Annotated in this window: 27 protein-coding genes; 10 read left to right on the top strand and 17 right to left on the bottom strand. The window is 72.7% G+C overall.

What is annotated here, in order from left to right:
- The first annotated feature begins 287 nt into the window (after positions 1-287).
- The gene (locus F6W97_RS37750; RefSeq protein ID WP_155375383.1) at positions 288-1,667 is read left to right on the top strand and encodes a hypothetical protein; all 1,380 of its coding nucleotides are present in this window, start codon (positions 288-290) and stop codon (positions 1,665-1,667) included.
- A 60-nt stretch (positions 1,668-1,727) separates the two neighbouring features.
- Here the strand turns inward: F6W97_RS37750 and F6W97_RS37745 are convergent, their stop codons facing one another.
- From F6W97_RS37745 to F6W97_RS37730, 4 genes are all read right to left on the bottom strand, one after another.
- Positions 1,728-2,570 (bottom strand): alpha/beta fold hydrolase, encoded by an 843-nt coding sequence (locus tag F6W97_RS37745; protein ID WP_155375382.1) that lies wholly within the window; start codon positions 2,568-2,570, stop codon positions 1,728-1,730.
- Between the two features lie 65 nt (positions 2,571-2,635).
- Positions 2,636-3,451, bottom strand: coding sequence for a maleylpyruvate isomerase family mycothiol-dependent enzyme (locus F6W97_RS37740; protein ID WP_230687307.1), 816 nt, complete (start codon positions 3,449-3,451; stop codon positions 2,636-2,638).
- A gap of 146 nt (positions 3,452-3,597) precedes the next feature.
- Positions 3,598-3,753 (bottom strand): hypothetical protein, encoded by a 156-nt coding sequence (locus F6W97_RS37735; RefSeq protein WP_155375381.1) that lies wholly within the window; start codon positions 3,751-3,753, stop codon positions 3,598-3,600.
- Entirely contained in the window at positions 3,750-4,379 is a 630-nt protein-coding gene (locus tag F6W97_RS37730) for an NAD(P)-dependent oxidoreductase (RefSeq protein WP_155375380.1), read from the bottom strand. The genes F6W97_RS37735 and F6W97_RS37730 overlap by 4 nt, the downstream gene beginning before the upstream one ends.
- Positions 4,380-4,479: 100 nt before the next feature.
- Here F6W97_RS37730 and F6W97_RS37725 point away from each other — a divergent pair, with 100 nt between their 5' ends.
- On the top strand, positions 4,480-4,842 hold the full coding sequence (locus F6W97_RS37725; RefSeq protein WP_155375379.1) for a winged helix-turn-helix transcriptional regulator: 363 nt from the start codon (positions 4,480-4,482) through the stop codon (positions 4,840-4,842).
- Between the two features lie 12 nt (positions 4,843-4,854).
- On the top strand, positions 4,855-5,292 hold the full coding sequence (locus F6W97_RS40315; RefSeq protein WP_196279509.1) for a hypothetical protein: 438 nt from the start codon (positions 4,855-4,857) through the stop codon (positions 5,290-5,292).
- Positions 5,293-5,315: 23 nt separating this feature from the next.
- Here F6W97_RS40315 and F6W97_RS37715 read toward each other — a convergent pair whose 3' ends face one another.
- Positions 5,316-7,223: a Xaa-Pro dipeptidyl-peptidase gene (locus F6W97_RS37715; protein ID WP_155375377.1), complete on the bottom strand. Its 1,908-nt coding sequence runs from the start codon at positions 7,221-7,223 to the stop codon at positions 5,316-5,318.
- A gap of 92 nt (positions 7,224-7,315) precedes the next feature.
- On the opposite strand from F6W97_RS37715, the gene F6W97_RS37710 reads away from it, so the two are divergent.
- Positions 7,316-8,176 carry a hypothetical protein gene (locus F6W97_RS37710; protein ID WP_155375376.1) on the top strand — a complete coding sequence of 287 codons (861 nt, stop codon included), beginning with the start codon at positions 7,316-7,318 and terminating at the stop codon, positions 8,174-8,176.
- The gene (locus F6W97_RS37705; RefSeq protein ID WP_155375375.1) at positions 8,139-8,717 is read left to right on the top strand and encodes a dihydrofolate reductase family protein; all 579 of its coding nucleotides are present in this window, start codon (positions 8,139-8,141) and stop codon (positions 8,715-8,717) included. Before F6W97_RS37710 ends, F6W97_RS37705 begins: the two co-directional genes overlap by 38 nt.
- 47 nt (positions 8,718-8,764) lie before the next feature.
- On the opposite strand, the gene F6W97_RS37700 is transcribed toward F6W97_RS37705, so the two are convergent.
- Genes F6W97_RS37700 through F6W97_RS41105 form a run of 3 tightly spaced genes read right to left on the bottom strand, consistent with a single transcriptional unit; the run spans position 8,765 to position 10,367 of the window.
- Positions 8,765-9,160: a hypothetical protein gene (locus tag F6W97_RS37700; RefSeq protein ID WP_155375374.1), complete on the bottom strand. Its 396-nt coding sequence runs from the start codon at positions 9,158-9,160 to the stop codon at positions 8,765-8,767.
- Between the two features lie 56 nt (positions 9,161-9,216).
- On the bottom strand, positions 9,217-10,074 hold the full coding sequence (locus F6W97_RS37695) for a class I SAM-dependent methyltransferase (protein WP_155375373.1): 858 nt from the start codon (positions 10,072-10,074) through the stop codon (positions 9,217-9,219).
- Positions 10,074-10,367 (bottom strand): hypothetical protein, encoded by a 294-nt coding sequence (locus F6W97_RS41105; protein WP_230687306.1) that lies wholly within the window; start codon positions 10,365-10,367, stop codon positions 10,074-10,076. Before F6W97_RS41105 ends, F6W97_RS37695 begins: the two co-directional genes overlap by 1 nt.
- 58 nt (positions 10,368-10,425) lie before the next feature.
- Here F6W97_RS41105 and F6W97_RS37690 point away from each other — a divergent pair, with 58 nt between their 5' ends.
- On the top strand, positions 10,426-11,061 hold the full coding sequence (locus F6W97_RS37690) for a TetR/AcrR family transcriptional regulator (protein ID WP_230687305.1): 636 nt from the start codon (positions 10,426-10,428) through the stop codon (positions 11,059-11,061).
- A gap of 7 nt (positions 11,062-11,068) precedes the next feature.
- Here the strand turns inward: F6W97_RS37690 and F6W97_RS37685 are convergent, their stop codons facing one another.
- Entirely contained in the window at positions 11,069-12,268 is a 1,200-nt protein-coding gene (locus F6W97_RS37685; RefSeq protein ID WP_155375371.1) for an FAD-dependent monooxygenase, read from the bottom strand.
- A gap of 151 nt (positions 12,269-12,419) precedes the next feature.
- Between F6W97_RS37685 and F6W97_RS37680 the strand changes: the two genes are divergently transcribed.
- Positions 12,420-13,265: a HEAT repeat domain-containing protein gene (locus F6W97_RS37680; RefSeq protein ID WP_196279508.1), complete on the top strand. Its 846-nt coding sequence runs from the start codon at positions 12,420-12,422 to the stop codon at positions 13,263-13,265.
- A gap of 33 nt (positions 13,266-13,298) precedes the next feature.
- Here the strand turns inward: F6W97_RS37680 and F6W97_RS37675 are convergent, their stop codons facing one another.
- The 4 genes from F6W97_RS37675 to F6W97_RS37660 form a co-directional block, all read right to left on the bottom strand.
- Positions 13,299-15,095, bottom strand: coding sequence for an ABC transporter ATP-binding protein (locus F6W97_RS37675; protein ID WP_230687304.1), 1,797 nt, complete (start codon positions 15,093-15,095; stop codon positions 13,299-13,301).
- On the bottom strand, positions 15,092-16,882 hold the full coding sequence (locus F6W97_RS37670) for an ABC transporter transmembrane domain-containing protein (protein WP_155375368.1): 1,791 nt from the start codon (positions 16,880-16,882) through the stop codon (positions 15,092-15,094). The genes F6W97_RS37675 and F6W97_RS37670 overlap by 4 nt, the downstream gene beginning before the upstream one ends.
- Positions 16,883-17,000: 118 nt before the next feature.
- Positions 17,001-18,194 carry an ArgE/DapE family deacylase gene (locus F6W97_RS37665; protein ID WP_155375367.1) on the bottom strand — a complete coding sequence of 398 codons (1,194 nt, stop codon included), beginning with the start codon at positions 18,192-18,194 and terminating at the stop codon, positions 17,001-17,003.
- Positions 18,191-19,144: a methionyl-tRNA formyltransferase gene (locus F6W97_RS37660; protein ID WP_155375366.1), complete on the bottom strand. Its 954-nt coding sequence runs from the start codon at positions 19,142-19,144 to the stop codon at positions 18,191-18,193. Before F6W97_RS37660 ends, F6W97_RS37665 begins: the two co-directional genes overlap by 4 nt.
- A gap of 119 nt (positions 19,145-19,263) precedes the next feature.
- Here F6W97_RS37660 and F6W97_RS37655 point away from each other — a divergent pair, with 119 nt between their 5' ends.
- On the top strand, positions 19,264-19,890 hold the full coding sequence (locus F6W97_RS37655) for an RNA-guided endonuclease InsQ/TnpB family protein (RefSeq protein ID WP_230687303.1): 627 nt from the start codon (positions 19,264-19,266) through the stop codon (positions 19,888-19,890).
- 91 nt (positions 19,891-19,981) lie between these two features.
- Here F6W97_RS37655 and F6W97_RS37650 read toward each other — a convergent pair whose 3' ends face one another.
- The 4 genes from F6W97_RS37650 to F6W97_RS37635 form a co-directional block, all read right to left on the bottom strand.
- On the bottom strand, positions 19,982-20,164 hold the full coding sequence (locus F6W97_RS37650; RefSeq protein WP_155375365.1) for a hypothetical protein: 183 nt from the start codon (positions 20,162-20,164) through the stop codon (positions 19,982-19,984).
- Between the two features lie 202 nt (positions 20,165-20,366).
- Positions 20,367-21,212 carry an ABC transporter ATP-binding protein gene (locus F6W97_RS37645; protein ID WP_155375364.1) on the bottom strand — a complete coding sequence of 282 codons (846 nt, stop codon included), beginning with the start codon at positions 21,210-21,212 and terminating at the stop codon, positions 20,367-20,369.
- Entirely contained in the window at positions 21,209-22,231 is a 1,023-nt protein-coding gene (locus F6W97_RS37640; RefSeq protein ID WP_330165004.1) for a FecCD family ABC transporter permease, read from the bottom strand. The genes F6W97_RS37645 and F6W97_RS37640 overlap by 4 nt, the downstream gene beginning before the upstream one ends.
- Before the next feature lie 68 nt (positions 22,232-22,299).
- Positions 22,300-23,358, bottom strand: coding sequence for a FecCD family ABC transporter permease (locus F6W97_RS37635; RefSeq protein ID WP_155375362.1), 1,059 nt, complete (start codon positions 23,356-23,358; stop codon positions 22,300-22,302).
- Between the two features lie 104 nt (positions 23,359-23,462).
- Between F6W97_RS37635 and F6W97_RS37630 the strand changes: the two genes are divergently transcribed.
- Both F6W97_RS37630 and F6W97_RS37625 read left to right on the top strand, forming a co-directional pair.
- A complete protein-coding gene (locus F6W97_RS37630) occupies positions 23,463-24,518 on the top strand; it encodes an ABC transporter substrate-binding protein (protein ID WP_230687302.1) in 1,056 nt (351 codons plus the stop codon).
- Between the two features lie 89 nt (positions 24,519-24,607).
- Positions 24,608-25,585 (top strand): DNA polymerase domain-containing protein, encoded by a 978-nt coding sequence (locus tag F6W97_RS37625; protein WP_155375360.1) that lies wholly within the window; start codon positions 24,608-24,610, stop codon positions 25,583-25,585.
- Positions 25,586-25,596 lie beyond the last annotated feature (11 nt).

The raw sequence follows: 25,596 nt of genomic DNA, 5'->3' as shown, positions 1-25,596 counted from the left end.
ACCCTCCAGCCACCACCCGAACTACTCGCCGCGGCTTAACGACGCCCCACACCAAACCCGGCTCCGCTTCGCTCCGCCGGGTGCTGCCGCCTGCCCACTCACTCACCGATTTTCGAGTCAGCATCCAGCGTCCACAAAAACAGATCTTGGAGACCGCGTGCGGCGTTCATCCCGATGGAAACGGCATGCATCGGACCGCTCCGGCAGTCGGTCCGCGGGCTCTCGTGGACTCCGCAATGGACGGACGGCCGCCGGCGGGTTCGTGCCGATGGGCTAACGTCTCGCCCGTGGCGAACTGCGTGGAGTGCTCCGGTGAGGCCGTCGTCGACGAACGGTGCCTGGCGCACCACATCGCGAGCTGCCCGACCGACGAGCGGGGCCGGCCGGTCCTCGCCGACCTCGACCTCAGCGGCCAACGCCTCGACGAGGTGCAGCTCACCGGGTTAGTGATCACCGGAGACCTGAAGTGCTCAGGCGCCACGTTCCGCGGCTCGCTGCGGATCAGGGACGTCGAGATCGGCGGGGCGGCCGTGTTCGACGGCGCGCACCTGCAGGCGTACGTCTCGATCAACGACCTGACCGTCGGCGAGCTGCTGCGTATGCGCGACGCCGTCTTCGAGCGCGACGTGTTCCTCGCCGACGTGACCTGTGGGGGCGTGGTCTCGCTGGCCCGCGGCACGCTCAGCGGCTCCGTCGAGATCGCCGGGCTGCGCGCCGACCTGCTCGACCTGCGCCGCACCACCTTCCAGCACCGGGCGCTGCTGCAACTCGGCGACGTACGCGAGGCCGACCTGCGCCGCGCCGGGTTCCACCGCGGCGTACGCGTCACCTGCGCCGGGCCTACCCGGCTCGACCTGCTCGAAGTCGACCTCGGCGGCCCGTCCGTGGTCGCCGCGGCCGCGCCGACCGTCGAGGCCTGGCGGATGCAGGACCGACCGGTCCTGGGGCGGCTGCTCGGCACCGACCTGAGCCAGCTCCGGCTGTCCTACGTGGACCTGTCCGAGTGCTCGTTCGCGGGTGCGCACAACCTCGACAAGCTCACCGTCGACGACTGGCACGGCTGGCGCACCTCACCGCGCAGCCTCTGGATCACCCACCGGGCCACCCTCGCCGACGAGCACCGCGTACGCGGCCACGCCCGGTGGGCGCTGCCCGGCGCCGACGGGCACGAGGCCCCGTCGGTCGACAGCGTGCAGGCCGACTACCACAACCTGCGCAGCATGATGCAGGACCGCAAGGACCAGCGGGCCGCGTCCGACTTCTACTACGGCGAGATGGAGATGCGCCGCATCGGACTCTGGCGCTCCGTCCGCAACGGCCTGCGCGAACGGCACTGGCGTGCCGCCTTCAGCACCCTGGGCGAGTGGCTGCTGCTGTGGCTGTACTGGCTGCTGTCCGGATACGGCCAGCGGGCCTGGCGGGCCTTCGTGACCCTCGGACTGGTCGTCGCCGCGGCCAGCGCCGCCCTCGACCGCTGGGGCTTCCAGAGCCCCACCGCGTACGGCGACGCCCTGCGCTACACCCTGCGCGCCGCGTCCACGCTGCTGCGCGGCTCGGACGTGGCACTCACCCCGACCGGCGACTGGATCGAACTGGTGCTGCGCCTGATCGCGCCGCTGCTGCTGGCGCTGGGCCTGCTCGCCATCCGCGAACGCGTACGCCGCTAGCACGGCTGCCGGAGATCGCCGGCTCCCACCGGCATCCCAGGAGCTGACGGGCGCTGTGGTCTACGGCTTCAGCGCGGACGCCAGCGCCGCCGGGTCGTCGAGCCAGGGGAAGTGGCCGCCGCCCGCGATCGTCACCACGGTCGCCGACGGGAACAGCTTCGCGACCTCGGCAGCGGCGGCCGGGGTCGGCGACCGGTCGAGTTCGCCCGCGATCACCAGCACCGGCGCGGTCAACGCGGCCAGCTTGGCCGTGATCGCGTCCCGGTCAGGGGTATAGCCCGCGTGGAACCCGTCGCGGGCCGCAGGCGTGAACTCGGTCAGCGCGGCGGCGGCGTGCGCGGCGGCCGCGGCGTCCCACCGGCCGTAGAAGAGCGGTGCCGAGGCCAGCATGAACGGGTGCGCGTCCGCCTCGCTCGCGTCCTCGGGCAGCTTGTCCCACGCGTTCCACGCGGCGACCGCTTCGGCGTACCAGGGCTCGCCCGCGCGGGCCTGCTGGGCTTCGTCCGCACCGATCGGCGTGAGACCGGCGGCACGGACGAGACCGGTGAGCAGGATCAGGCGCTCGACCCGGGCCGGATGGGCGGCGGCGTAGAGCGTGACCACGTTGGCGCCGGCCGAGTGGCCGAGCAGCGTCATCGTCTCCAGCCCGAGGTGCGCGCGAAGCGCCTCCAGGTCGTGCACCAGCGCGTCCATCCGGTAGGTGGCCGGATCCGACGGCGCCGCGGAGTCGCCGGTGCCACGGCTGTCCAGCCTGATCACCGTGTACATGCGGGTCAGGCCACCGAGGTCACCGAGGTAGGAGCTGGCGCGACCGGGGCCACCGGGCTGGCAGACGAGCACCGGTCCAGAGCCTTCGACATGGTAGGCGAGCGTGGTTCCGTCGTACGAACTGAACGTCGGCATTGCGGCATGATGCCACGCCCGTCCGGGCGCTGTCGCCGCGAAACCTCGGCGTCCGGCAGCGATGCTCAGGAGTCGCGGCCCCAACCGGGAACGGGTGGCTGGGGCCACGCCGGTGGCATCGGCAGAGCCGTCGGCGGGCGGTCGGACACGAGCCCGTCGGCGGGCGCCCTGCCGGTGAGCCAGCCGAGCAGGGCGTGTCCCGGGCCGGCGAGCGCGGGGCCGTCGGCGGACATGTCCCAGGTCAGGCCGAGATCGGTGGCTTCGGCAGAGGCGAGCGGGAAGGACCGCGCTTTCAACGCGGCGAGGGTGTCCCCGAGTGCCCAGGCGACGTAACCCGTCGGCCAGTCCGATGTGCGGTAGCCGACGTCGAGGTCCAGGTGATGGGTCTCGAGCTCGCGCAGGCACCGGCGCAGGGTGTACCAGGCAGGATGGCGCCAACCTGCCATGGCCGTGACCATGACTTTCCATGCATCCGTCGGCATCGTCCTGGCTGCCTGGGCAAATCCGTCCAAGCTGGAGCGCACCTGTCCGGCGAGTTCGGCCGCCGGCAGCACGGCGCCTTCCTCGACTGCACGAGCCAGGGCGGCCACATCAGCCGCACGGTGGGACCCACGGTGATCCGTGCGCGCCTGGCACAGCAGCCTCGAGTAGGCGTCGGCGCTGCTCGTGACGTGCGCCAGCACGTGGCCACGTGTCCAGCGCGGCAACCGTGAGGGAGCCTGCACATCGGTGTCGGTCAGCGCGGCAGCGGCCCTGGTGAACCGGGCGATCGACTGAATGATGTCGTCGACCGCGTCGCTGATGACGATGCCAGTTGCAGGCGAACCGGCCATCTGCCCGCCCTGCGCGTCGGCACCGGTCACACCGGTCACACCGGTCACAGCTGCCACCCCTGTCTATTGCTCGTTGGTTGATCCGATGCTCGCATGTCCGACGTCGCAGTGCTGGAGGTGGAGGGCGGGCCCGCCGGCCGCTGGGAGATTGGTTCGCGGGTCCGCCCGGCACTCACTTCACAAGGTCGGCTCGACTACGACCACCGGCGCAGGGTACGCGTCCTGCGTCCACGGGTGGTCAGCAACAGGTCGTTGATGCCGGGCGGGGTCTGGCCGCCGGTCTCGACGAAGCGCCCGATGTGCGCGGCCACCCACGGGACCGGGCTGTCGGTGACGTCCTCGGCGCTCATCCGGCCTCGATGCCCAGGTGGTCGCGGTGGTGCGCGGGGTTCTCGATCTCGTCGAGGACCGCGACGGCGAAGTCGGGGTAGCTGATGCGGCTGGCGGCGTCGGCTGTCGCGGGGCGGTGTCGGCCGGTGCGTCCGGCGGTGTGGTCGAAGTCCCCGGCCGGGCTGAGCACCAGCCAGTCCAGGCCGGTCGGCGTCGCACGCAGCACGGCCGTGCCTGCCGCGTGCCCGAGGTAGAAGGACCGGTACTCCTGCGGATAGCCGGCGGTGTCCATCAGCGGTGTGCCGGACTTCGTGTCCAGCACCGACGCCAGGCCGATGGTGACCAGCCGGCCGACCCCGGCCCGGGGCAGGCCGTCGAGCAGGGCGCGTGCCGCGGCCGGGAAGAACGTCGCGGGGTCCGCGGCGAGGTCGGCGGAGGCGTTCACGGCCGCGTCGTGCCCGGCCGCGACGCGTGCGACGGTGGCGGGGTCGGTCACGTCACCGGCCAGCACCGCGTCGGCTTCGAGGTCGGGGTGGCGTGCGGGGACGCGTACCACCGCGGTCACCTGATGCCCCCGCCGCCGTGCCTCGGCCGCGACGGCCCGACCTGCCCGGCCGCCGGCCCCGAAGACCACGATCCTGCTCATGCGCCACTCCTCGGCTGGGTACGCCGGGTGGGTCCCGGTCACGCTGCGGACGCTATCGGGGCAGGTGGTATCCGTTCGGATACCGGCTACCATCGCGCGGGTGACCGCACCCCTGGCACCGGACATGTTCGACGAGATATGCCCGTCCGACCTGTCGCCGATCCGGTTCGGCGACAAGTGGACCGGCATGGTGATCCGCTGCCTCGAGGGCGGCCCGCGCCGGTTCTCGGAGCTGCGGGTGCCGCTGCGCGGCATCACCGCGAAGGTGCTCACCAAATCGCTGCGCACGATGGAGCGCGACGGCCTGGTCACCCGCCGCGCAGCCGACCGGCAGGTCGTCTACGAGTTGACCCTGCTGGGCCGCAGCATGCTCGCCCCGATGGACACGGCGTGCGCGTGGGCGAGGGAGCATTGGGATGAGCTGCTCGACGCCCGCGAAGGCGTCGCCGACCACCGCGGCTGAGTAGGCCCGACCGTGCGTCAACTCGGGCAGAGCCTGCCGCTGCATCTTGCGCGCCCGTTCCGGCAGTGGCTCTACACGGTTTCGCACCGCACGCTCATTCTGCGCAGTCACGGCCGTGCTGACCCCGGCCACGGAACGAGCAGGTCCGAGGAGTCGGTCGACGTCGTGTTCGTGGGCGTGCTCGCCATGAACACGCGGGTGAACTACCGCGAGCTGTTCATCGCCATCCGTGGCGACCTCACCGAGGTCGACGGCTTCACCGAGGTTCCGGAGCGGCACCGCCACCGGTACGTGTGCCTCACGGTCTCGGACGGGACGCATGACGGTTTCGTGGTCTGCGCCAACCTCGGCGTCGACCCGGTCGGCGAGGCCGGCCTGCGGCGCCTGGGCCGCGCTCGCGACCCAGGCCTCGATGTTAAGAAGGGCACCTTCACCCACGAAATCCGATAAGAAGGTGCCCTTCCTTTGCTTTGTCAGTTGAAGCGGGTGCCGGTGGTGGGGCTCCAGGTGGGGTCGATGACGACGGGCGGCAGGGGCTGCGGCGACAGCGACTGGGCGGTGAAGCCGCCGGCCGGGGCGATGGGCAGCTTCAGGACGGTGGTGGCGAGGTCGATGGTGGCGGTGGCGCCGGTGGAGTGGGCGGTGACGAACTCGGGGTCGGTGAGGGTCAGGACGAGGCCGAGGCGCTGGCCGGCGGGGATGATCTGGTCGATGGGGCGCAGCTTCCAGGTGATCGTGTAGTAGGTGCTGGTGTTCATGGCGGTGGTGGTGGTCAGCGAATCGCGGTGCTGGCCGTCCATCCAGCCGCGGGACAGCACCTGGTAGGCGGCGCTGGAGACGACCTTCGCGGTGTCCTTGTAGCAGGCGTCGTCGGTGGCCGACGAGGAGCCCCAGCACGATTGGCTGGTCAGGGTGCTGATGCCTTCGCCGGAGGCGCGGTAGTTCACGCGGGTGGCGGTGCCGTACGTGACGAGCTTGGCGGTCAGGGTGGTCGTCGCCTTGCTCGACCGGACCCGGAGCGTGATCGTGGGGGTGCCGGAGATGCGCAGGTCAGAGGTGAGCACCGGGGTCTGGTACACCTTGCGGCCGGTGCGGGCGGTCGTCGGCGAGCTGACCGCGTTGGCCTCGCTCAATGACGGCGCGTCGGTCAGCGAGAGGCTGCCCGAGCCCGCGCCGGACGACGCCAGCACGCCCGGGTTGCCGGTGCCCTGCAGCACGTAGTTCGTGGTGGTGGTGCCCGACGGCGGCCACAGCGTGCTGGTCTGCCAGACGTCGGCGGCCCGTTCCACGTCGGCCATCGGCTCATTCATGATGCCGTTGTCGATGTCCTTTAGCCAGAAGTCGAACCAGCGGTGCAGTGTGTCCACCCACGCAGCCCGCCGGAAGTCGAACGGGTCGACGTGGCCCTCCTGCGACAGCCAGATCTTGCGGGGCACGTTGTTGGCGGCGAGCGCGTCCCACCACTGTCCGAAGTGCACGCCCTGCACGTTGAGGTCGTTCATGCCGTGTACGACGAAGACGCTCGCGTGCACGGAGGCGGCGTTGGGGACGTAGTTGCGGGCGGCCCAGAACGAGTTGTAGTTGCCGTTGCTGACCGCCCCGCTGCTCAGGGCGCTGGACACGGCGGTGCAGGTGCCTGACGGGCGGCCGTTGACCGTGGTGTGCAGGCTCGGCACGGAGCTGACCTTCGGGTTGACCATGCCGTTGGCGCGGTTGTAGTCGTACCAGCTGGAGATCGCACCGATCGGCACGATGGTCTCCAGGCCCTCCACGCCGGTGGCGGCGACCGCGTTGGCGACGGTGCCGTCCCACGACTTGCCGATCATGCCGACCTTGCCGGTGGTCCAGGTCGTCGCGTTGACCACGGTGCCGCTCGCGGTGCGGCCCACGGCCCGGCCGTTGAGCCAGTCGACGACCGCCTTCGCGCCCTGCACCTCCTCGGTGCCGCCGACGTCCTCGCAGCCCGTTGAGCGGCTGGTGCCGGCCAGGTCGGCGGCGATGAAGGCGTATCCGCGCGGCACGAAGAAGTTGTCGTAGTACAGCGGGAACTTGGTCACCGTGCCGTCGGCGGCGTAGACCTTCTTCTCGGACTCGTTGCCGCGCCCGCAGCACTGGTAGTAGGGCGAGGCGTCCATGACGACCGGCACCTTCACCCCGGCCGTGGCCGCCTCGCGGGGCCGGATGATGTCCGCGACGACCTTGTCGGGGGTGCCGTTGCCGTCGTTGTCGAGGGTCGTCTCGACGTACACGGTCTCGCGGATGGCGGTGGCGTAGTCGTAGACGGGGTCGCTGAGCAGCGCGACCGGTGCTGCGGAGGCGGGTGCGGCCAGCACGGTGGTGCCGAGCAGGGCGAGCACGCAGAGGAGGGGTATGCGACGCATCGACATATGGTGTCATCGCCATGTATCACTGTCCATGTGCCCGCCCGTGACGTGGTCACCGGGGTCGGTGGTGTGGCGTACCCTGTCGCGCCATGGGTTACTACGGCACGATGCTGTTGGCCCGGCCGGTCGGCCGCCCGCTGCCCACGCACCCGGAGGTGAGGGCGTTCGGCTCGCGCGTGGGCCTGCACGGGCTGTGGCAGCAGGTGGTGAGCCTGCACGACGTCGGCGACGGCTGGCAGCGGGTCGGGGTCACGGCCTTCCACTCCGAGCGGCTGCGCCTAGCAGAGGGTGTCGCTGACCTGCTGGCCGCCACCCGCGCGCCCGTGCTTGCGGCGTACGTCGCAGAGAGCAGCTGCGCGCTGATCGAGGCCGGTACGCCGTCGGGTGTGGCACTGTCGCTGCACGTGCCGAACCGTCCGGAAGACTGCGGCCTGGAGCATGTCGGTGGGCGTCCGCCGGTTGCCGAACAACAGGCGGCCGTGGACACGCTGCTCGCGTGGGCGGTGGAGGCCGGGCGGACGCCCTCGGCTCAGGGCGTGGCGGAGTTCGTCGGAATGCGGGACATGCCATCGGTCCCGATGGAGAACGCCGTGGTCGGGCTCCTGACGTTGCTCGGGTTCGCCGCCGTCGCGCCGATCCGGCCGGTCTTCGATCCGAGGGAGCCGCCGTTCGACGATCTCGACCTCCAGGCGCGGCTGGCCGATCTCAAGGTGAGCGGCCGCCTCGACGCCGAACGCAAGGGTTACGAGCTCGGTCCGGAGTACGGCCCGACTCCGTTGGAACTCGCGCACCTGGACCTGCGTTGCCGCGTGTGGGCGGCGGCGTACGGCGGTGAGGTGACCGCCGCGGACCTGGCAGCCGAGCTTGCCGGCATGGAGCCGCTGCCGCCGCTGCGCGTGAAAAACTGGACCGGTGACCAGAACCCAGTACTACACGGCGACCAGCGCTGACGGTTTCATCGCCGATCAGGAGAACTCGCTGGACTGGCTGTTCGTCGTCGACCGGAGCGGCCCGGACCGGTTCAAGCAGTTCTTCACCGGGGTGGGCGCGATGTGCATGGGCGCGACGACGTACGAGTGGGTGCTCGACCACGATCAGCTGCTGGATCATCCGGAGAAGTGGCGGGCGTACTACGGCGATACGCCGTGCTGGGTGTTCAGCCACCGTGACCTGCCGCGGATTCCGGGCGCGAACCTGCACTTCGTGTCCGGTGACGTCGGCCCGGTGCACGACGCGATGCTCGCGGCGGCCGGTGCGGCCAACGTGTGGCTGGTCGGCGGCGGCGAGCTGGTGGGCCGGTTCGCCGACCAGGGACGGCTAGACGAGATCATCATGGGGGTCACCCCGGTGTTCCTCGGCGGGGGAGCGCCGCTGCTGCCGCGCCGGCTGCTGTCGTCGCAGGTGCGGCTGGCCCGGATCGTGCAGGACGGCCAGATCGCCGAGCTGACGTACGAACTGGTCCACGAGGCGCGACAGAGCCCGCAACACTGAAGGCGGTGCTCCCCGCACGGGGTGGAGCACCGCCCGCCGGCCGTGTGTCAGGCCGAGGCCATGCACTTCGCGCCGGAGATGCCGATGGCCAGTTCCGCCTTCGAGGCGGCCAGCACGGTGACGGCGTTGACGTCGCCGCTGTAGGCGACCTCGGCCGCGGATTCGCAGAGCCGCAAGGCGTCGGCGTTTGCGTCGTCGCCGAGGGTCGTGGTGATCACGACGGAGGTGCACTGGCCGTTCACGACGACCGAACTGACCTTGGCGTTGTCCAGGTGCTCCTTCACCCGGTCGGCGGCCCCGCCGCAGGAGTCCGCGGGCGGCGCCGATGCGGAGGCGCCGTTCGCGGCCGGTGGCGCGGGATCCGCGTCGTCGCCGCAGGCGGTCAGGCCGAGGGCGAGGCACAGGATGGCCGGGGCGAGCAGGGTGGTGGTTCGGGCTCTCATGTGGTCAACCGTTCTGGAGGAGTTCGACGTGCTCGGAGCGGTGGTCTGGGGTGGCGTCAGGGTGCCGTCGCCGTGATGAGCCAGAGTCCGGCGGGGAGCCGGTAGCCGGTCCCGGGCTCCCGGAACCGGTCGAGCAACCCGGCCGCCGCGGTGCGAGCGGCGGCCTGCTGCCGAGTCGGTGCGGTCCGGTACGCGGCTCCGGCCGGTCCGATTTCGATCAGCCACTCGGCCACGGTGTCGGGGTCGTCGGGGGCGGCGAGGGTCACGTCGTCCGGTTCGACCGTGACGGCGTCGAAGCCCGCCGCGGTGAGTATCCGGCGCACCCGGGCCGGGTCGGCGAACGCGAACGGGCCGGGTTCGTCGCCGACCGGCAGCGGCGGCAGCGCCCCCACGTGCGGTGCGGCGCCGAGCACCGCCAGCTGGAGCCACGGGTTGGCGGTGCCGTCGCGGAATACCGTGGCGGCCAGCCGCCCGTCGGGCCGCAGTGCCCGCCGGACGTTGGCACAGCCCGCGACCGGATCGGCGAGCAGCATCAGGGCCATCCGGGAGTACGCCGCGTCGTACGGCGCACCCGGCAGCTCGCCGGTCTCGATGTCGGCGGCGGCGAACCGCAGACCCGGATGCCTGTCGGACGGGAACCGGGTCGCCGCCGCGGCGACCATGGACTCCGCCAGGTCCACGCCGAGCGCCGTGCCGGTCGGCCCGACCGCCGCCGCCAGCTCGGCGGTGGTGCCGCCGCAGCCGCAGCCGATGTCGAGGACGCGCTCGCCGGGTCGCGGGTCGAGGCGGGCCATCGCGACCGCGCCCAGCGGCCTGCCGAGTTCGTCCTGGCGGTCGGCGTGCCGGATCCAGCCGGGTGCGGCCTGCGCCCAGAACGCGCTGTTGCGGGCGCGCAGCCCGGCAGTGTCGGCCATCAGAACGGCAGTTCTGCGCCGTCGACGGTCATCGCCCGGAAGCCGGCGCTCTTGCCGGCGTCGAAGCCGTCCTGCTGGGCGGCCAGGCCCGCGGCCCGCACCAGGCGCTCGGACTGGAAGCGCCGGAACGCCGCCTCGTCCTGCCAGACGTTGATGATCCGCCAGCCGTCCTCGGTCGGCCCGGCGACGTGGGCCAGCAGGCCCGGCGGCCGGTCCGGGCCGAGGTGCTGCTCGACCAGCCGGTATTCGGCCTCGCTCACGCCGGGCATCTCCTGCAGCACACCGAACGGCATACGATCACATCCTTTGGTTAGAGTGTTGCTCTATCGAATAGAGCACTACAGTGAGGCGGTGGTTGTCAAGCGGCGCTACGAGTCGGAGCGGCGACAGGAGCAGGCCCGTCAGACCCGGCGCGCGATCCTGGACGCGGCCGGTCGGCTGTTCGCCGAGGCCGGATACGCCGCGACCCCGCTGACCGCGATCGCGGCCGAGGCCGGTGTCGCGGTGCAGACCGTCTACGCGGTGTTCGGCAGCAAACGCCGGCTGCTGTCCGATCTGGTCGACGTGACGACGGCAGGCGACGACGAGCCGGTGGCGCTGCCCGACCGTGCCTTCGTCGCCGAGATCCGGGCCCTGGCCGACCCGCGGGCCAAACTCGTCCGCTATGCCCGGCAGATCACCGAGGTTCACGAGCGCAACGCCGCGGTGATGGTCGCGCTGGCCGGGGCGGCGACCGCGGATGCCGACGCCGCCGCCATCTGGCGCAAGAGTGTCGAGGAGCGGCGGCGTGGCATGGGCATGTTCGCCGCGGAACTCGTCGCGACCGGCGGGGTGCGCCCCGAGCACGACGCCGACAGCGTCGCCGACGTGCTGTGGCTGGCGATGGACGCCCGCAACTACGACTGGCTGGTACGCACCCGCGGCTGGTCGGCCGAACGGTTCCAGCGCTGGTACGTCGACACCGTCAGCGCGGCCGTGCTCGCGTGAGCGCGGCTCACGCCCTGCGCAGGCCGGTGTGGTCCGGCAGGTCGATCTTCTCGGCGGGCGGTGACATGAAACGCCGGGCGAGGCGCTGCACCGTCGGGTTTGCGGCCGTGGCCAGCAGAGTGTTGAGGAATCCGATCCCGACCCGGCTGCGCGGGTGCGCGATGCGCGGTGTGAACGGCGGCAGGTGCTGGGCCTGGGCGACGTACGGCCGCATGATGCGCTCGTAGGACCCGAAGGCGGCGCGATGCCCGGGCTGGGCGGCCAGCTCACCAGCCAGCACGTACGCCCCCACCAGGGCCAGGCTGGTGCCCATGCCGCTGATCGGCGAGGCGCAGTAGCCCGCGTCGCCGAGCAGGACGACCCGGCCCCTGCTCCAGCGCGGCGCGCGCACCTGGCCGACGAGCTCGCAGTAGAACTCGTCGGCGGCGTCGAGCTCGCGCAGCACCCGGGGAGCCTCCCAGCCCGCGTCGGCGAAGACGCGGCGCAGCAGCTCCTTCTGCTCGGCGGCCGGGAGCCGCTCGTAGCCGCGGGGCGGGCACAGGAACGACATCAGCGCCCTGGTCGTGCCGAGGTTGTCCGGGCGCAGCGCGACGACCCGGCCGCCGGGCGCGTTGTGCCAGCGCGCCCACGAGCCGTCCGACGCCGCACGGGGGATGGTGAGGTAGGCCGTGTACAGCCCGAGCGGGGTCACCCGCGCCTCGTCGCCGAACACCAGCCCCCGCGTCGTGGAGCCGATGCCGTCAGCCGCCACCACCACGTCGAACGCTCGGTCGGGGCCGTGCGCGAACGAGACCAGGATCTCGTCGTCGCGGTCGTCCACGGCGGTGATGCGGTCACCGAAGACGTACTCGGTGCGCTCGCGGGTGCGCTCGTGCAGCAGCTCCGCCAGCTCGCCGCGCAGGATCTCCAGTTCGGCGACGAAACCCTCCCCGCCGAAGACATCCGCGGCGAACGCCGCCTTGACCCGGTTGCGCGCGTCGACGAAGGCGACCCCGTCCTCCCCGGTGGAGCGGGCCCGGACGGCGTCCTCGATGCCCATCCGCCGGGCGACCGTGCGGCCCGCCCCGCGCAGATCGACGGTCTGGCCGCCGGGACGGATGCCGTCGTGGCGCTCGACGACCACGGAAGTCATCCCGTACTCGTGCAGCCAGTAGGCCAGCGCGGGACCGGCGATGCTCGCGCCCGAGATCAATACCTGCCCCTTCACCGGCACAAGTGTTCCGGACCCGGACCCGGCGTCCTAGTGACGTGGCCGTTGCCCTGGGTGATACGAGCAGTTCAGCGTGATGTCGCGGCGAGCCGGCCGGCGCGTGCCACGTGCACGCGAACGCCGCCGGGCCAGGGACTACCGTTGCCGGGTGAACCCTGATCAGCGCGCTCTGATGGACGGCGACCTCGACACCCGTGAGGAGCACCTCTACCGGCTCCTCGACCGCGTGAAGGAAGGCGGCGACGCGTCCGCCCTGGAGGCGCTGCGGGCGCTGGTGGGCGACTACCCGCACTACCACCGCTCGCTCTACACCCGGGCGATGAACCATGCCGCGGTGTTCGTAGACGCGTCCCTGGCCGAGCCGCTGCTCGCCGCGCTCGCCGACACCCGCTACAACTGCCAGGCCTGGGCCGCGATGGGCTGCGCCGAGCTGCGCCTGCCCGCCGCGGTCCCGGGGCTGGTGGCGCTGCTGGACCGCGGCGACTGGATGGGCCAGGAGCAGGCCGTCGTCGCCCTCGGCCGGATCGGTGACGAGTCGGCGGTGCCCGCGCTGGTGCCGGCGCTGTGGTCCGAGCCGGAGTGGCTGCGCGAGCGCGCCGCCGAGGCGCTGGCCGCGATCGGCGGCGACGAGGCGCTGACGGCCCTGTGGGAGGCGTTCGAGCACCGGGGCTTCACCCGGATCGGATACGTCGCCAGCGCGCTGTCGAAGTTCGCGCCGGACATCATTCCCAGGCTGCTCGCGGCGGCCGACGACGACGACCCGGACCTGCGCTACTGGGCGGCCGTGGCGCTCGGCTCGACCGGCGACCCGAGTGTCGTGCCGACCTTGGAGCGCCTGATGGCGCAGGACAAGGGGCAGACGGTCTTCGACGGCTGGGTCAGCGTCGCGGCGAAGAAGGCCCTGCGCACCCAGCGCCGTATCCAGGACGCGATCGCCGCCCGGTCCGCACAGGACACCGAGCCGGACGGCGGTGACGACGCGCCCCAGGCGTGACCTAGCGGATCGCGCCGCCAGGTCCGGCGATGCTCACGCGGCGCGGTCCGCGTCGCGGCGGCCGGACCAGGCCCGCCAGAGTTCGGCGTAGCGGCCGTCGGGGGTCTCGCGCAGCTCGTCGTGGGAGCCGCTCTCCACGATGCGGCCCTCGTCGAGCACCACCACCCGGTCGGCGAGCGCCGCCTGGGTGAGCCGGTGCGCGACCAGCAGTCCGGTGCGCCCGTGCAGCGCGGCGGCGACCGACGCCTCCAGGACCCGCGCCCCGGCGCTGCCCGCCTCGGCGGTGGCCTCGTCCAGCACCGCGACCGCGGGGTCGGCCAGCACCAGCCGGGCCAGCGCGAGCTGCTGCGCCTGCGCGGCGGTGAGCCGGTGCCCGCCCTCACCGACCACGGTGGACAGGCCCTCGGGCAGCGCCGTCGCCCATTCGGCCGCGCCGACCCGCTCCAGCGCGGCGGTCAGCTCGGCGTCGGTGGCGTCGGGGCGGGCCAGGCGCAGGTCCTCGGCGAGGGTGCCCGCGAAGACGTACACCTCCTGCGTGATCAGCGCGACGGCCCGGCGGCCGGACGGGTCGAGGTCGCCGATGCCGACGCCGCCGACCCGGATGCTGCCCGACGTCGGCTGGTGCACACCCGCGACCAGCCCGGCCAGGGTGCTCTTGCCCGCGCCGCTCGCGCCGACCAGCGCGACCCGCTGCCCGGCGGGCACCGCGATGGTGACGTCGTGCAGCACAGGTCGGTCGGCGGTGTAGGAGTGGCTGACCGCGTCGGCGTGCAGCGAGGCGTCGGCGGGCGTACGCGCCGCGGGTGGAGCCGCCGGCTCGGGCAGGTCGGCGACGCCGACGATGCGGACCAGCGCGGCCGTCGCCGCCTGCACGTCGTCGATGAGCCCGAGCGCGATGTTGACCGGCGTGAACAGGTTGTGGAAGTACAGCGCCGCCGCGGTCGCCGCGCCGATGGTGACCTCACCTGAGCGCACCAGCAGGAAACCGGTGGCCAGCACCGCGGACAGGCCGATGAACTCGGCCAGGTTGAGCCGGGCGTAGAAGCGGGTGACCAGGTTGACCCCGCGCATGGTCAGGTCGACGGCGTCCTGCGAGCGCCCGGTGACCCGGCCCAGGTGCTCCTCGCGGCGGCGCAGCGCGCGGACCGTCGGCGCGCCGCCGATGGTCTCCAGGAGCTGCTGCTGCTGCGCGCCGACGGCGATGCGCTGGCGGGCGTACAGCGGCAGGGCGCGGCCGCCGTACCACCAGACGGTGTACAGCTGCACGGGTGCGGCCAGCAGCGCGGCGGCCATGAAGCGCCAGTCGAGCACGGCCAGCCCGGCCAGGGTCAGGCCGATGGCCAGCAGTGACCGGGCCAGCTCGGGCAGGCCGGAGCGGACCACGGAGGCGACCGCGTTGAGGTCGTTGCCGGCCCGTGAGGTCAGGTCGCCGGACCCGGCCCGCTCGACCTGGCCGAGTGGCAGCCGCAGCGCCCGGTTGAGGAACCGTTCCCGCAGCTCGGCCAGGGCCCCTTCGCCGAGCCGGGCGATCAGGGTGAGGCCGTACGCGGTGGCGGCTCCGGACAGGACCGCGATCACGGCCAGGGCGACGACCGGGGTGGTGATCGCTGACGCGGGCGCGCCGGTGGTGACGAGGTCGACGACGTGGCCGAGCAGCGGCGCGACGGCCAGCCCGACGGCGGTGGCGGCGGTCAGCACGAACAGCCCCGCCGCGGCCAGCCACCGGCGCGGGCGCAGCAGCGCGCGCAGCGCCGCGACGGCCTGCCGGCCCGTGGCGGTGGGCAGCAGTTCCCGCTGCTCGGTCATGGGATGTGCCTCCTGGCCGGTCATGCCAGCACCGTCGCGCGGTAGCCGGTGTGCTCGCGGACGAGCTGCTCGTGGGTGCCGGACGCGGTGAGCGCGCCGTCGGCGACGAAGTGGACGGTGTCGGCGGCGGCCAGCAGCGCCGGGCTGGTGGTGATGACGACGGTGGTACGGCCTTCGCGCAGGCGGCGTACGCCGTTGACGATGCGCAGCTCGGTGACCGCGTCGACGGCCGTGGTGGGCTCGTGCAGGACCAGCACCGGGGCGTCGGCGGCCAGCGCGCGGGCCAGGGCGACACGCTGGCGCTGCCCGCCGGACAGCGACCGGCCGCGCTCGGCGAGCGCCCCGTCGACACCGCCGGCCAGCGTCGCGGCGACCTCGTCCGCGCCGGAGGCGGCCAGCGCCGCGCCGAGCAGGCTGTCGGTCCCGGAGGCGGCGGGCGCCGCGGTGAGCGGGCCGTCCGCGGCGGTGTCGGCTTGGCCGGTCAGGGTCGCCGGAGCGGTGCGCTGCCGGGGCACGGTGCTGCCGTCGGCGGCCGGGGCCAGGACGTTGTCGCGCAGGGTGCCTTCGAACAGTTCGGCGTCGTGGGCGGCGACCAGCAGCGCGGCGCGTACCGCCTCGGGGTCCAGGGTGGACAGGTCGTGGCCGTCGAGGGTGATGGTGCCGGAGTCGGGTTCGCGTTCGCGGCCCAGCAGGTCGACCAGGGCCTCGGCGTGGGCGGGGTCGGCGGTGACGACGCCGACGAGCTGCCCGGCGGTGACGTCGAGGTCGAGGTCACGCAGGCCACCGTGGGTGAGGCCGCGTACGGCGAGGCGGCCGGTGATCGGGCCGGTCAGCGGCGCGTCGCCGCCGACGGCCGCTGGAGAGGCCAGCACCTCGGCGATGCGGACGGCGCTGCCGCGACCCTGGGCCAGTTCGCCGTTGACCCAGACCAGCATGGACAGCGGCCCGATCAGGTACTGCGCCATGCCGACCGCGGCGATCAGCGCGCCGATGCTGATCGCGCCGTCGGCGGCGAGCCGTCCGCCGACCAGCGCGACGACGGCCAGGAACAGCCCGTTGACGGCGAGCAGGGTGCCGTCGTGCCAGCTCTTGGCACGGGCGGCGTGCACGGTCGCGGTGAGCGCGGCGCGGCTCGACAGCCGGTACCGTTCGGCCGCCGCCCGTTCCGCGCCGATGCCCTTGAGCACGCGCAGGCCGCCGACCATGTCCGCGGCGAGCCCGGCGGTGTGCGCGATCCGGTCCTGCTCGACCTCGCTGCGCCGCTGCAAAGGACGGCCCAGCAGGTGCGCCAGCCCCATCATGAGCGGCGTGCCGAGCAGCACCAGCAGGCCGAGCGGCAGCGACACCCGCAGCAGCGCGACCGCGCCGACGGCCAGGCCCAGGATGCCGGCCACGCCGAGGGGCAGCACGAGCGCGACCATGCCGACCCGCCCGGCGTCACTGGTCGCGACGCTGGCCAGCGCACCCGGCAGGCGGCCGGTGTCGGCTCCGCCGCACGCGTCGAGAACCCGGTCGGTGAGGCGTACCCGCAGCACGTGCCCCGCCTGCTCGGCGGCGCGTTCGCCCAGCCGTGCGCCGAACCGGAAGCTGAACGACAGGGTCAGGAACACCGCGCCCAGCACGCCGAGCCACAGCAGCAACTGCGAGCTGGAGCCGGTGCCGACGGCCCGGTCCACCACGACGCCGATCACCACCGGCACCATGGCCTCGCCGGCCTGATGGCCGGTGCTGAGCAGCGCGCTGCCGGTGATGCGGCCCGCCTGCCCGCGCAGGGCCTCGCGCAGCACGCGGCCGCCGGTCAGCTGTGGCATCTCAGTTCTCCTGGGAGAGTCGGTGGTGGGTCGCGGCGTGCATCGTCGCGCGGCCGCCCGTCAGGCTGTCGGGCGGCGGTCGGGGCGGTGACGTCGTGGGCGGGCGAGGGCTGCCCGGTCAGGCGCAGTGGGTCGCGGCGAGGCGGGCCAGCACGGCGCTGGCGGTCACCACCTCGGAGATCGGCACGTACTCGTCGGGGGCGTGGGCCAGCTCGATGGCGCCGGGACCGTACTGGACCGTAGGGATGCCCGCTCCGGCGAGCAGCCGCAGGTCGCTGCCGTATGGCGCACCCCACTGCTCCGGCGTGACGCCGGTGGCCTCGACGAGCGCCGCGGTGAACGCGGGGTCTGGGTTGCGGCCGGGCAGGAACTGCCCACCCCACCACTCGACGGTGACCGGGTGCTCGGCCAGCCAGCCGTCCCGGGCGCACGCGTCGGCGACCGCCGTTTCGAGCGCCGCCTTGGCCGACTGCGGGGACTCGCCGAGCGCGACGCCGAAGCGGCCCTCGGCGATCAGCAGGTCGGGCACCGACGACGACCAGTCGCCCGCGTGAACGGTGCCGATCTCCAGCGCGTAAGGGATGTCCCAGCGGCGCATCAGCGGGTCGACGTCGCGGTTGCGGGACGCTTCCAGCTCGCGCAGCGCGGTGAAGACGGGCAGGAACTTCTCGACCGCGCTGACGCCCGCGGTACGCCGGGAGGCGTGCGCCGACGTGCCGGGCACGCGCAGCCGGAACGTCAGCGCGCCTGCGTTGGCGGGGACCACGGCCAGGCCGGTCGGCTCGGGGATGACGCACGCGTCGGCCCGCCACCCCCGGTCGAGCAGCGCGTACGTGCCCAGCCCGCCGTCCTCCTCACCGGCCACACACGCGACGAGCACATCGCCGCGGGGGCGGTCGCGCTTCAGCTCGCGGATCGCGAACAGCGCCGAGACCAGGCCGCCCTTCATGTCGCAGGCGCCCCGGCCGTAGAGGCGGTCGCCGTCGACCCGGCCGCTGAACGGGTCGCCCGTCCACGTGGCCGGGTCACCGGGCGGCACCACGTCGATGTGCCCGTTGAACATCAGCGACCGTCCGCCGCCCGTGCCGGGCAGCCGCCCGACCAGCCCGTACGCGCGCTCCCGGGTGACCTCCATGCCGGGGAAACCCGGCTGGGCGGTCAGCTCCGGCAGCGGCAGCTCCCACAGGTCGACCTCCAGGCCCTCGGCGCGCATCCAGTCGGCGAGCACCGTCTGGATGCCGGCCTCGTGCGGCGTGCCGCCGACGCTGGGGATGCGGACCAGGTCGGCCAGCAGCTCGGTCAGTTCCGTCATGCCGGAGAGTGTCCCAGGTAGCCGCCCATGGTCCGGAACAGGTCGGTGGCCGCCAGCTCGGTGCCGTCGTCGAGGCGTACCCGCTCGATGACCAGGCCCTTGCTCTTCCCCCGGCGGGCTTCTGCGCCCGCCACGATCGCGACGCCGTCGCCCTCGCGGTAGAAGATCCGGCCCGGCGTGCCGCCGTACACGGCCTGCGAGACCGAGGCCTTGATCACACGGATGCGCTGCCCGCGGTGGAAGGTGTAGGCGTTCGGATACGGGTCGCACTGGGCGCGGACCAGGCGGTCCAGCTCCTCGGCGGTCCAGGTCCAGTCGATGCGCAGGTCCTCGTCGGCGCGTTTGTGGAAGAAGCTGGCCTGGGTGCGGTCCTGCGGCGTCCAGTCGGTGCGGCCCGACGCGATCAGCCGCAGGCCGTCGACCGTCAGCGGCCCGAACAGGGCGAGCGTCTTGTGGAACAGGTCGGCGGTGGTGTCGCGCGGGCCGACCGGCACCGAGCGCTGCAGCACGATGTCGCCCGCGTCGAGGGTGTCGTCCATCATGTGCGCGGTCACGCCGACCTCGGGCTCGTCGTTGAGCAGCGCCCAGATCAGCGGGGAGAAGCCGGCGTACTTCGGCAGCAGCGAGTCGTGGATGTTGAGCGTGCCGTGCCGGGGCAGGTTGAAGACCTGCGGCGGGATCCAGGTGCGCCAGTTGGTGGCCACGATGACGTCCAGGTCGGCTTCCTTGAGCGCCGCCATCAGCTCCTCGTCGTCGGGGCGCTCGCGGATCAGCACGGGCACGCCGTGCTCGGTGGCCAGGTCGGCGACGGAGTCACTCCAGATCCGCTCGTACGCGTGGTCGCTCTTCGGATGCGTGACGACGAGGACCACCTCGAGGTCTGGCGCTTCCAGCAGCGCCTGGAGCGTGCGGTGCCCCCAGGTCTGGTAACCGAACATCGCGACCCGCATGGGTGCCCTCCTCTGGACTGGAACGTGGAAACGTCTCGGCCCGCTGGCGCAAACCGAAGGCAAGGCTTACCTTGCTAAGGCCACCCTAATGTAATCTTCGGGGGCGGCACGCGGAAGGGATGGCGAACTGCTCTCGCACACCGTCGCGGCGGTGGGTCAAAGCCGATGCCGAACGTAACCGGGTTCATCACCGTGTCGCTGACCTGCGTGCTGACGGGCTGCGCAAGCTCACGACCGCGGTCCGGGCCGAGTACGGCACGGTGGTGGTCGAGGATCTGAACGTGGCCGGGATGCTGGCCAACCGGCGACTGGCCCGCAAGGTCGCCGACGCCGGGTTCGGGCAGATCCGCCGACAGTTGACCTACAAGGGCGGGTGGGCCGGCGGGGTCACTGTGGTGGCCGACCGCTGGTTCCCGTCGTCGAAGACCTGCTCGGACTGCGGTGCGGTGAAAGCCAAGCTGCCGCTGCACGTCCGGGTGTTCACCTGCGAACAGTGTCGTCTGGTCATGGACCGCGACGCGAACGCCGCCCGTAACCTCGCCGTCGTGGCGGCGGCTGTTTTGACTGGTACCGGAGTGGCCGGAGACCAGGACGCGCAAGCGTCGAACCCTCGTGGAGCCGACCGTGAGACCCGCACCACCACCCGGCCGCGCAAGCGGCCGGGTGGGCGGGCAGGTGGCGCAACCCCGCACCAGCGGACAGAAGCGAGAGATCTTCGCCAAGCCGAAGCGGTCACGCTCCGGTGACGGCAAGAACCTTCCCGTCCGAAAGGCCGGGATTGCTGGTAACCGACTATGAAATCAGCAACGGTCATATGTCCACGTCGGACGCACATCTTCACGATCTCGCAGGGATCGGCTTCGGCACCTCCAGGAGGCCGCCTCGCTGCTCGGCGAGCTGGGCGAGCACTGCGCCCGCCGCGACGGCGGGCAGCTCCAGGTCGAACGCGACTACCGCGTCATCACCACCGGCGACGTGCGCTGCGGCATCTATGTCCAGGGCCCGACCGAGCACACCCACGGCATCAGCCCGACGCTGCTGTCCAACACGGCCGTTCGCGCCGGCGAGATCGCGCGCTCCCTGACGGGCGCGCACTCACTGGCCCTGGCCTGAGCCCGGTCGCCTGATGTCTCGCGGCCTCCGGTCCTTACCGGAGGCCGAAGGTATCAGCGCCGGAGCGCCACAACTTCTGGGTTGTGCCCACAACCCAGAAGTTGTGGCCCTAGGCGGAGACCTTCTGCTGCCCGGTGCGGGCGCCACGACGACGACGGCGATCGGCGGGTACGACCATGGGCGTGCCCGTCTGCGGGTCGGTCATCACCTGGCTGGTCACGCCGAAGACGTGCTCGACCAGGTCCGCCGTCATGACCGCCTCGGGCGCGCCCTGGGCGACGATCTCGCCGCCGCGCATGACGACCAGGTCGGTGGCGTAGCGGCAGGCCTGGTTCAGGTCGTGCAGCACGGCGACCACGGTGCGGCCCTGCTCGTGCAGCTCGGCGCACAGGTCGAGGACCTCGAACTGGTGCGCCAGGTCCAGGAACGTCGTCGGCTCGTCCAGCAGCAGGATCGGCGTCTGCTGGGCCAGCGCGACCGCGAGCCACACCCGCTGGCGCTGGCCGCCGGACAGCTCGTCGACGAACCGGTCGGCCAGGTCGGACACCTCGGTCACGGCCATCGCCTCGCGTACCGCGGCCTCGTCGTCGGCGGACCATTGGCGCAGCAGCCGCTGGTGGGCGAAGCGGCCCCGGGCGACCAGGTCCTCGACCACGATCCCAGCCGGCACGACCGGCGACTGCGGCAGCATGCCCAGCTGCTTGGCGACCTGGCGCGAGGGCAGCGAGGCGATCGCCGCGCCGTCGAGGTAGACCGTGCCCGCCTGCGGCTTCAGCACCCGGGCAAGCGACTTGAGCAGGGTGGACTTGCCGCAGGCGTTCGGGCCGACGATGACCGTGAACGACCCGTCGGCGATCTCGACACCGAGGTCGCGGGCGACCACGCGGCGGTCGTACGCCAGGGTCAGGTTGTCGGCCCGCAGCCGTGCCTGCATCGCGTGCTCCTTCGTGCTCATCGGCCGCGCCGCCACTCGCGGGCCAGCAGCCAGGTCAGGTAGAGCCCGCCGATCGCGGCGGTGACCACGCCGGCGGGGATGTCGTGGTCGGGCAGCACCCGCTGGGCCGCCCAGTCGCTGCCGGCCATCAGCGCCGCGCCCATCGCCGCCGCGGGCAGGATGCCCGGCCCGGGGGAGCGGGTCAGCCGCGCGGCCAGCTGCGGCGCGGCGAGCGCCACGAACGCGATCGGGCCCGCGGCGGCCGTCGCGCCCGCGGCCAGCCCCACACTGGCCAGCGCGAGCACCGCCCGGCTGCGCTCGACGCGTACGCCGTGCAGGGTCGCGGTGTCGTCGCCCAGCGCCAGCATGTTCAGGTGGCGGCCGTAGTAGAGGACCACGGGCAGCAGCACGGCCAGCGTGATTCCGACGATGGTGACCTCGGTCCAGCCGCGGCCGCCGAGGCTGCCGATGAGCCACACCTGCGCGGCGAGCGCCTCGTCGAGGCGGCCCTTCACGATGAGGTACGAGTTGAACGCCTCCAGCAGCGCGGACACCCCGACGCCCATCAGGATCAGGCGGAACGCCTGGGTGCCGCCGCGGAACGCGAGCAGGTAGATGGCGACCGAGGTGAGCACGCAGCCGGCGATCGCGCCTGCGGCGACCTGCAGGCCGCTGCCGTCGAGCAGCAGGATGACGACCAGCGCGCCGGTGGCCGCGCCGACGGTCATGCCGACGAAGTCGGGGCTGCCCAGCGGGTTGCGGGTCAGGCCCTGGAACACCGCGCCGCTCGCGCCCAGCGCCGCGCCGACCAGCAGCGCGACCAGCGCCCGGGGCAGCCGCAGCTCGTGCACGATGAAGTCGGTGCCCGGGTCGCCCTGCCCGATCAGGCTGCGCAGCACGTCGCGGACGGGGATCGGGAAGTCCCCGCTGGACAGGTTGACCACGGCGATCGCGGCCGCCGTCAGCAGCAGCACGGCCCCGACGAGCAGGGCACGGGCGGGCACCCGCAGTGACAGCGCGCCGCCGGGCGTACGCAGCATGAGCTGCCGTGCGCGGCGGCGCGCTGCCGTCGGACTCGGCGTGGCCCCGCGCGTCTTGGTGATCATGTTCACAGGGCACCCAGCTTCCGGCGGCGGCACAGGGCGATGAACACCGGCGCGCCGAGGAACGCGGTGACGATGCCGACCTGCAGTTCCGACGGAGCGGTCAGCACCCGGCCGAGCACGTCCGCGCCTAGCAGCAGGATCGGGCCGAGCACCACGGCGTAGGCGAGGATCCAGCGGTGGTCGGGTCCGGTGACCAGGCGCGCGATGTACGGCACGGCCAGGCCGAGGAACCAGATCGGGCCGCAGGCGGCCGTGGCCGCGCCGCACAGCAGCGTGATCGCGGCGACGCCGAGCACGCGGATGCGGCCCGGGTTCGCGCCCAGCGCCGTGGCGGCCTCGTCGCCCATGCTCAGCGCGTTGAGCCGGCCGCCCAGGGCCAGCGTGAGCAGGATCCCGGCGATCAGGAACGGCGCGACCCGGACCAGGGTGTCGCCGTCGCGGTCGGCCAGCGAGCCGACGTCCCAGTGCCGGTACCGGTCGAACGTGCCGCGGTTGGTGACCAGCACCGCCCAGACCAGCGCGCCGAGCACGGCGGTGATGGACACCCCGGCCAGCACCTGGCGTTCCGGGGTGGGGAAGCGCCCTGACCCGCCGAGGGCGAACACGGCCGTCGCGGTCAGCGCGGCCCCGCCGAAGGCGAACCAGACGTACGCGCTCGGCGAGGTCAGGCCGAGGAAAGCGATCGCGACGACGACGCCCGAGGACGCGCCCAGGTTCACCCCGAGCAGGCCGGGTTCGGCCAGCGGGTTGCGGGTGAGCGCCTGCATCAGCGCACCGGCCAGCCCGAGCGCCGCGCCGACCCCGAGGCCGAGCAGCGTGCGGGGGACACGCAGCCGGTGCACGATGTCGGCCTGCGCGGAGCCGTCGTCGTGCCAGAGCACCTGCCACACGGTGCCGAGCGCGATGGTGCGGCTGCCGACCGCGATGCTCAGCGCGAGCACGACGGCGAGCGCGACTATGCCGATCACCAGCCCGCCGCGCCGCCACGCGTGGCCAGCACGCGGCGCGCGGGCCGGTTCGGCCGTCCGCGGCGCGGGCAGCACTCCGGTCGTCTGCGTCATCACCGCTCCTTGATCACCCCGAGTTTGAGATTAGGCGAGGCTAACCTATGCTCCTCGGCGGGACCCGCCAGGGGGCGGTCCCACCAGCACAGAAAGGAACAACCGTGCGGCTTCTCACTCCCGTCCGTACGCTGACGGCCACCGCCACCGCGGTGCTCCTCGGCCTCGGCCTCGCCGCTTGCGGCACCGACCAGGAGCCGTCCGGCACCTCCGGCAGTCAGGGCGCGACCTCGGCGGCCTTCCCCGTCTCCATCGAGCACAAGTACGGCGCCACCGAGATCAAGGCCGAGCCCAAGCGCGTCGTCGTGGTAGGCCTCGTCGAGCAGGACGCCCTGCTCGCGCTGGGTGTCGTGCCCGTCGCCACCACCGAGTGGTGGGGCGGCCACCCCGGCGCGATCTGGCCCTGGGCGGCCGACGAGCTCGGCTCCGCGGCCAAGCCCGAGGTGCTGACCAACACCGACGGCATCAAGTTCGAGAAGGTCGCCGCGCTGCGCCCTGACCTGATCGTCGGCCTGTACTCGAACCTCACCGCCGAGGACTACGCCACCCTGTCGAAGATCGCGCCGACGCTGGCCCAGCCCAAGGACTCCATCGACTACGGCGTCTCCTGGCAGCAGGCGACCCGCATCGTCGGCACCGCCGTCGGGCGCAAGGACAAGGCCGAGCAGGTCGTCGCCGCCGTGGAGGCGAAGTTCGCCGCCGCCAAGTCCGCCAACCCGAAGTTCGCCGGGGCCACCGCGCTGATCGCGGCGCCGTGGGAGGGCTACTACGTGTACGGCTCCCAGGACCCGCGCGGCCGCCTGCTGCAGGACCTGGGCTTCAAGCTGCCCGAGGGCCTCGACGCGATCACCGGCAAGGAGTTCGGCAAGAGCATCAGCCGTGAGCGCACCGACCTGCTCGACACCGATGTGCTGATCTGGCTGGTCGACAAGCACGACACGGACAAGGCCAAGATCCACGCCGACCCGCTGTACGCCAAGCTCGACGTGAAGACCCAGGCCCGCGAGGTGTTCCTGGAGAACGGCGAGCTGCTCGGCGGCGCCACCTCGTTCATCACCCCGCTGAGCCTGCCGTACCTGCTCGACGGCCTGGTGCCGCAGCTGGCCGCGGCCGTCGACGGCGACCCGGCGACCGAGGTCAAGCGCGCCCCGGCACAGTGACCCGCTGACGGAGGACGGGGTGGACATCGGTCCACCCCGTTTTCCGTACTCGCGTTGACGCGCCGCCCCGGTCGGGTAATGGTGATCACATGCCGAAAGACGGTGAGACCCGCGACGGGGTGGCGCTGACCAACCTCGACCAGCCCCTGTTCGACGAGGCCGGGGCGACCAAACGCGACCTGGTGGACTACCTGGACGCGGTACACGAGCGGATCATCCCCGCGCTGCGCGACCGGGCGCTGTCGGTGATCCGGATCCGTCCCGGGCAGCCGGCGTTCATGCAGAAGAACCTGCCCAAGTACACGCCCGACTGGGTGCCGCGGGCCGCGGTCTGGGCCGAGGCGTCCCACCGCGAGGTGACGTACGCCCTGGGCAACGACCGGCGCACGCTCATCTGGTTCGCCAACCAGCGGGCCGTGGAGTACCACGCGGCGCTCGGCCTGGTGCAGACGCCGACGCAGCCGACGCACCTGATCCTCGACCTGGACCCGCCCGAGGGCGACGACACCTTCGGCAAGGCGGTGCAGGGCGCGCTGCTGGTACGCCAGGCGCTGGCCGACTGCGGGCTCGACGGCGCGGTCAAGACCAGCGGCAGCAAGGGCGTGCACGTGTTCGTGCCGCTGGACGGCAAGGCCGGTCCGGAGGACGTCGCCGCGGCGACCCGGGCCGTGGCAGCCCGTGCCGAACGGCTCGACCCGAAGCTCGCCACCACGGCGTTCATCCGCGAGGACCGGCACGGCAAGGTCTTCCTGGACGCGACCCGCTCCGGCGGCGCGACCGTGGTCGCCGTCTACAGCCCGCGCATCCGCCCCGGCCTGCCCGTGTCCTTCCCGGTGGCCTGGGCGGACCTGGACAGTGTCACGCCCGCCGACTTCACCATCCGCACGGTGCCCGACCTGGTCGCCAAGACCGACCCGTGGGCCGACACGATGCCCGCGCCGCAGGCCCTGCCCGCCGACCTGATCGCCGAGGGCCACACCATCCCGATCGCCCGCGTCCAGGCCATGCACGAGGGCAAACGCCGCGCCAAAGCCCGCCGCGAAGCCGAGGCCGACGGCGAGTCCTGACCGATCTGCGA

The organism is Catellatospora vulcania (assembly GCF_009720385.1).
In the GTDB taxonomy this organism is placed as follows: Bacteria; Actinomycetota; Actinomycetes; order Mycobacteriales; family Micromonosporaceae; genus Catellatospora; species Catellatospora vulcania.
The sequence above is the reverse complement of the archived record's forward strand: the minus strand, read 5'-3'. Positions and strand labels throughout refer to the sequence as shown.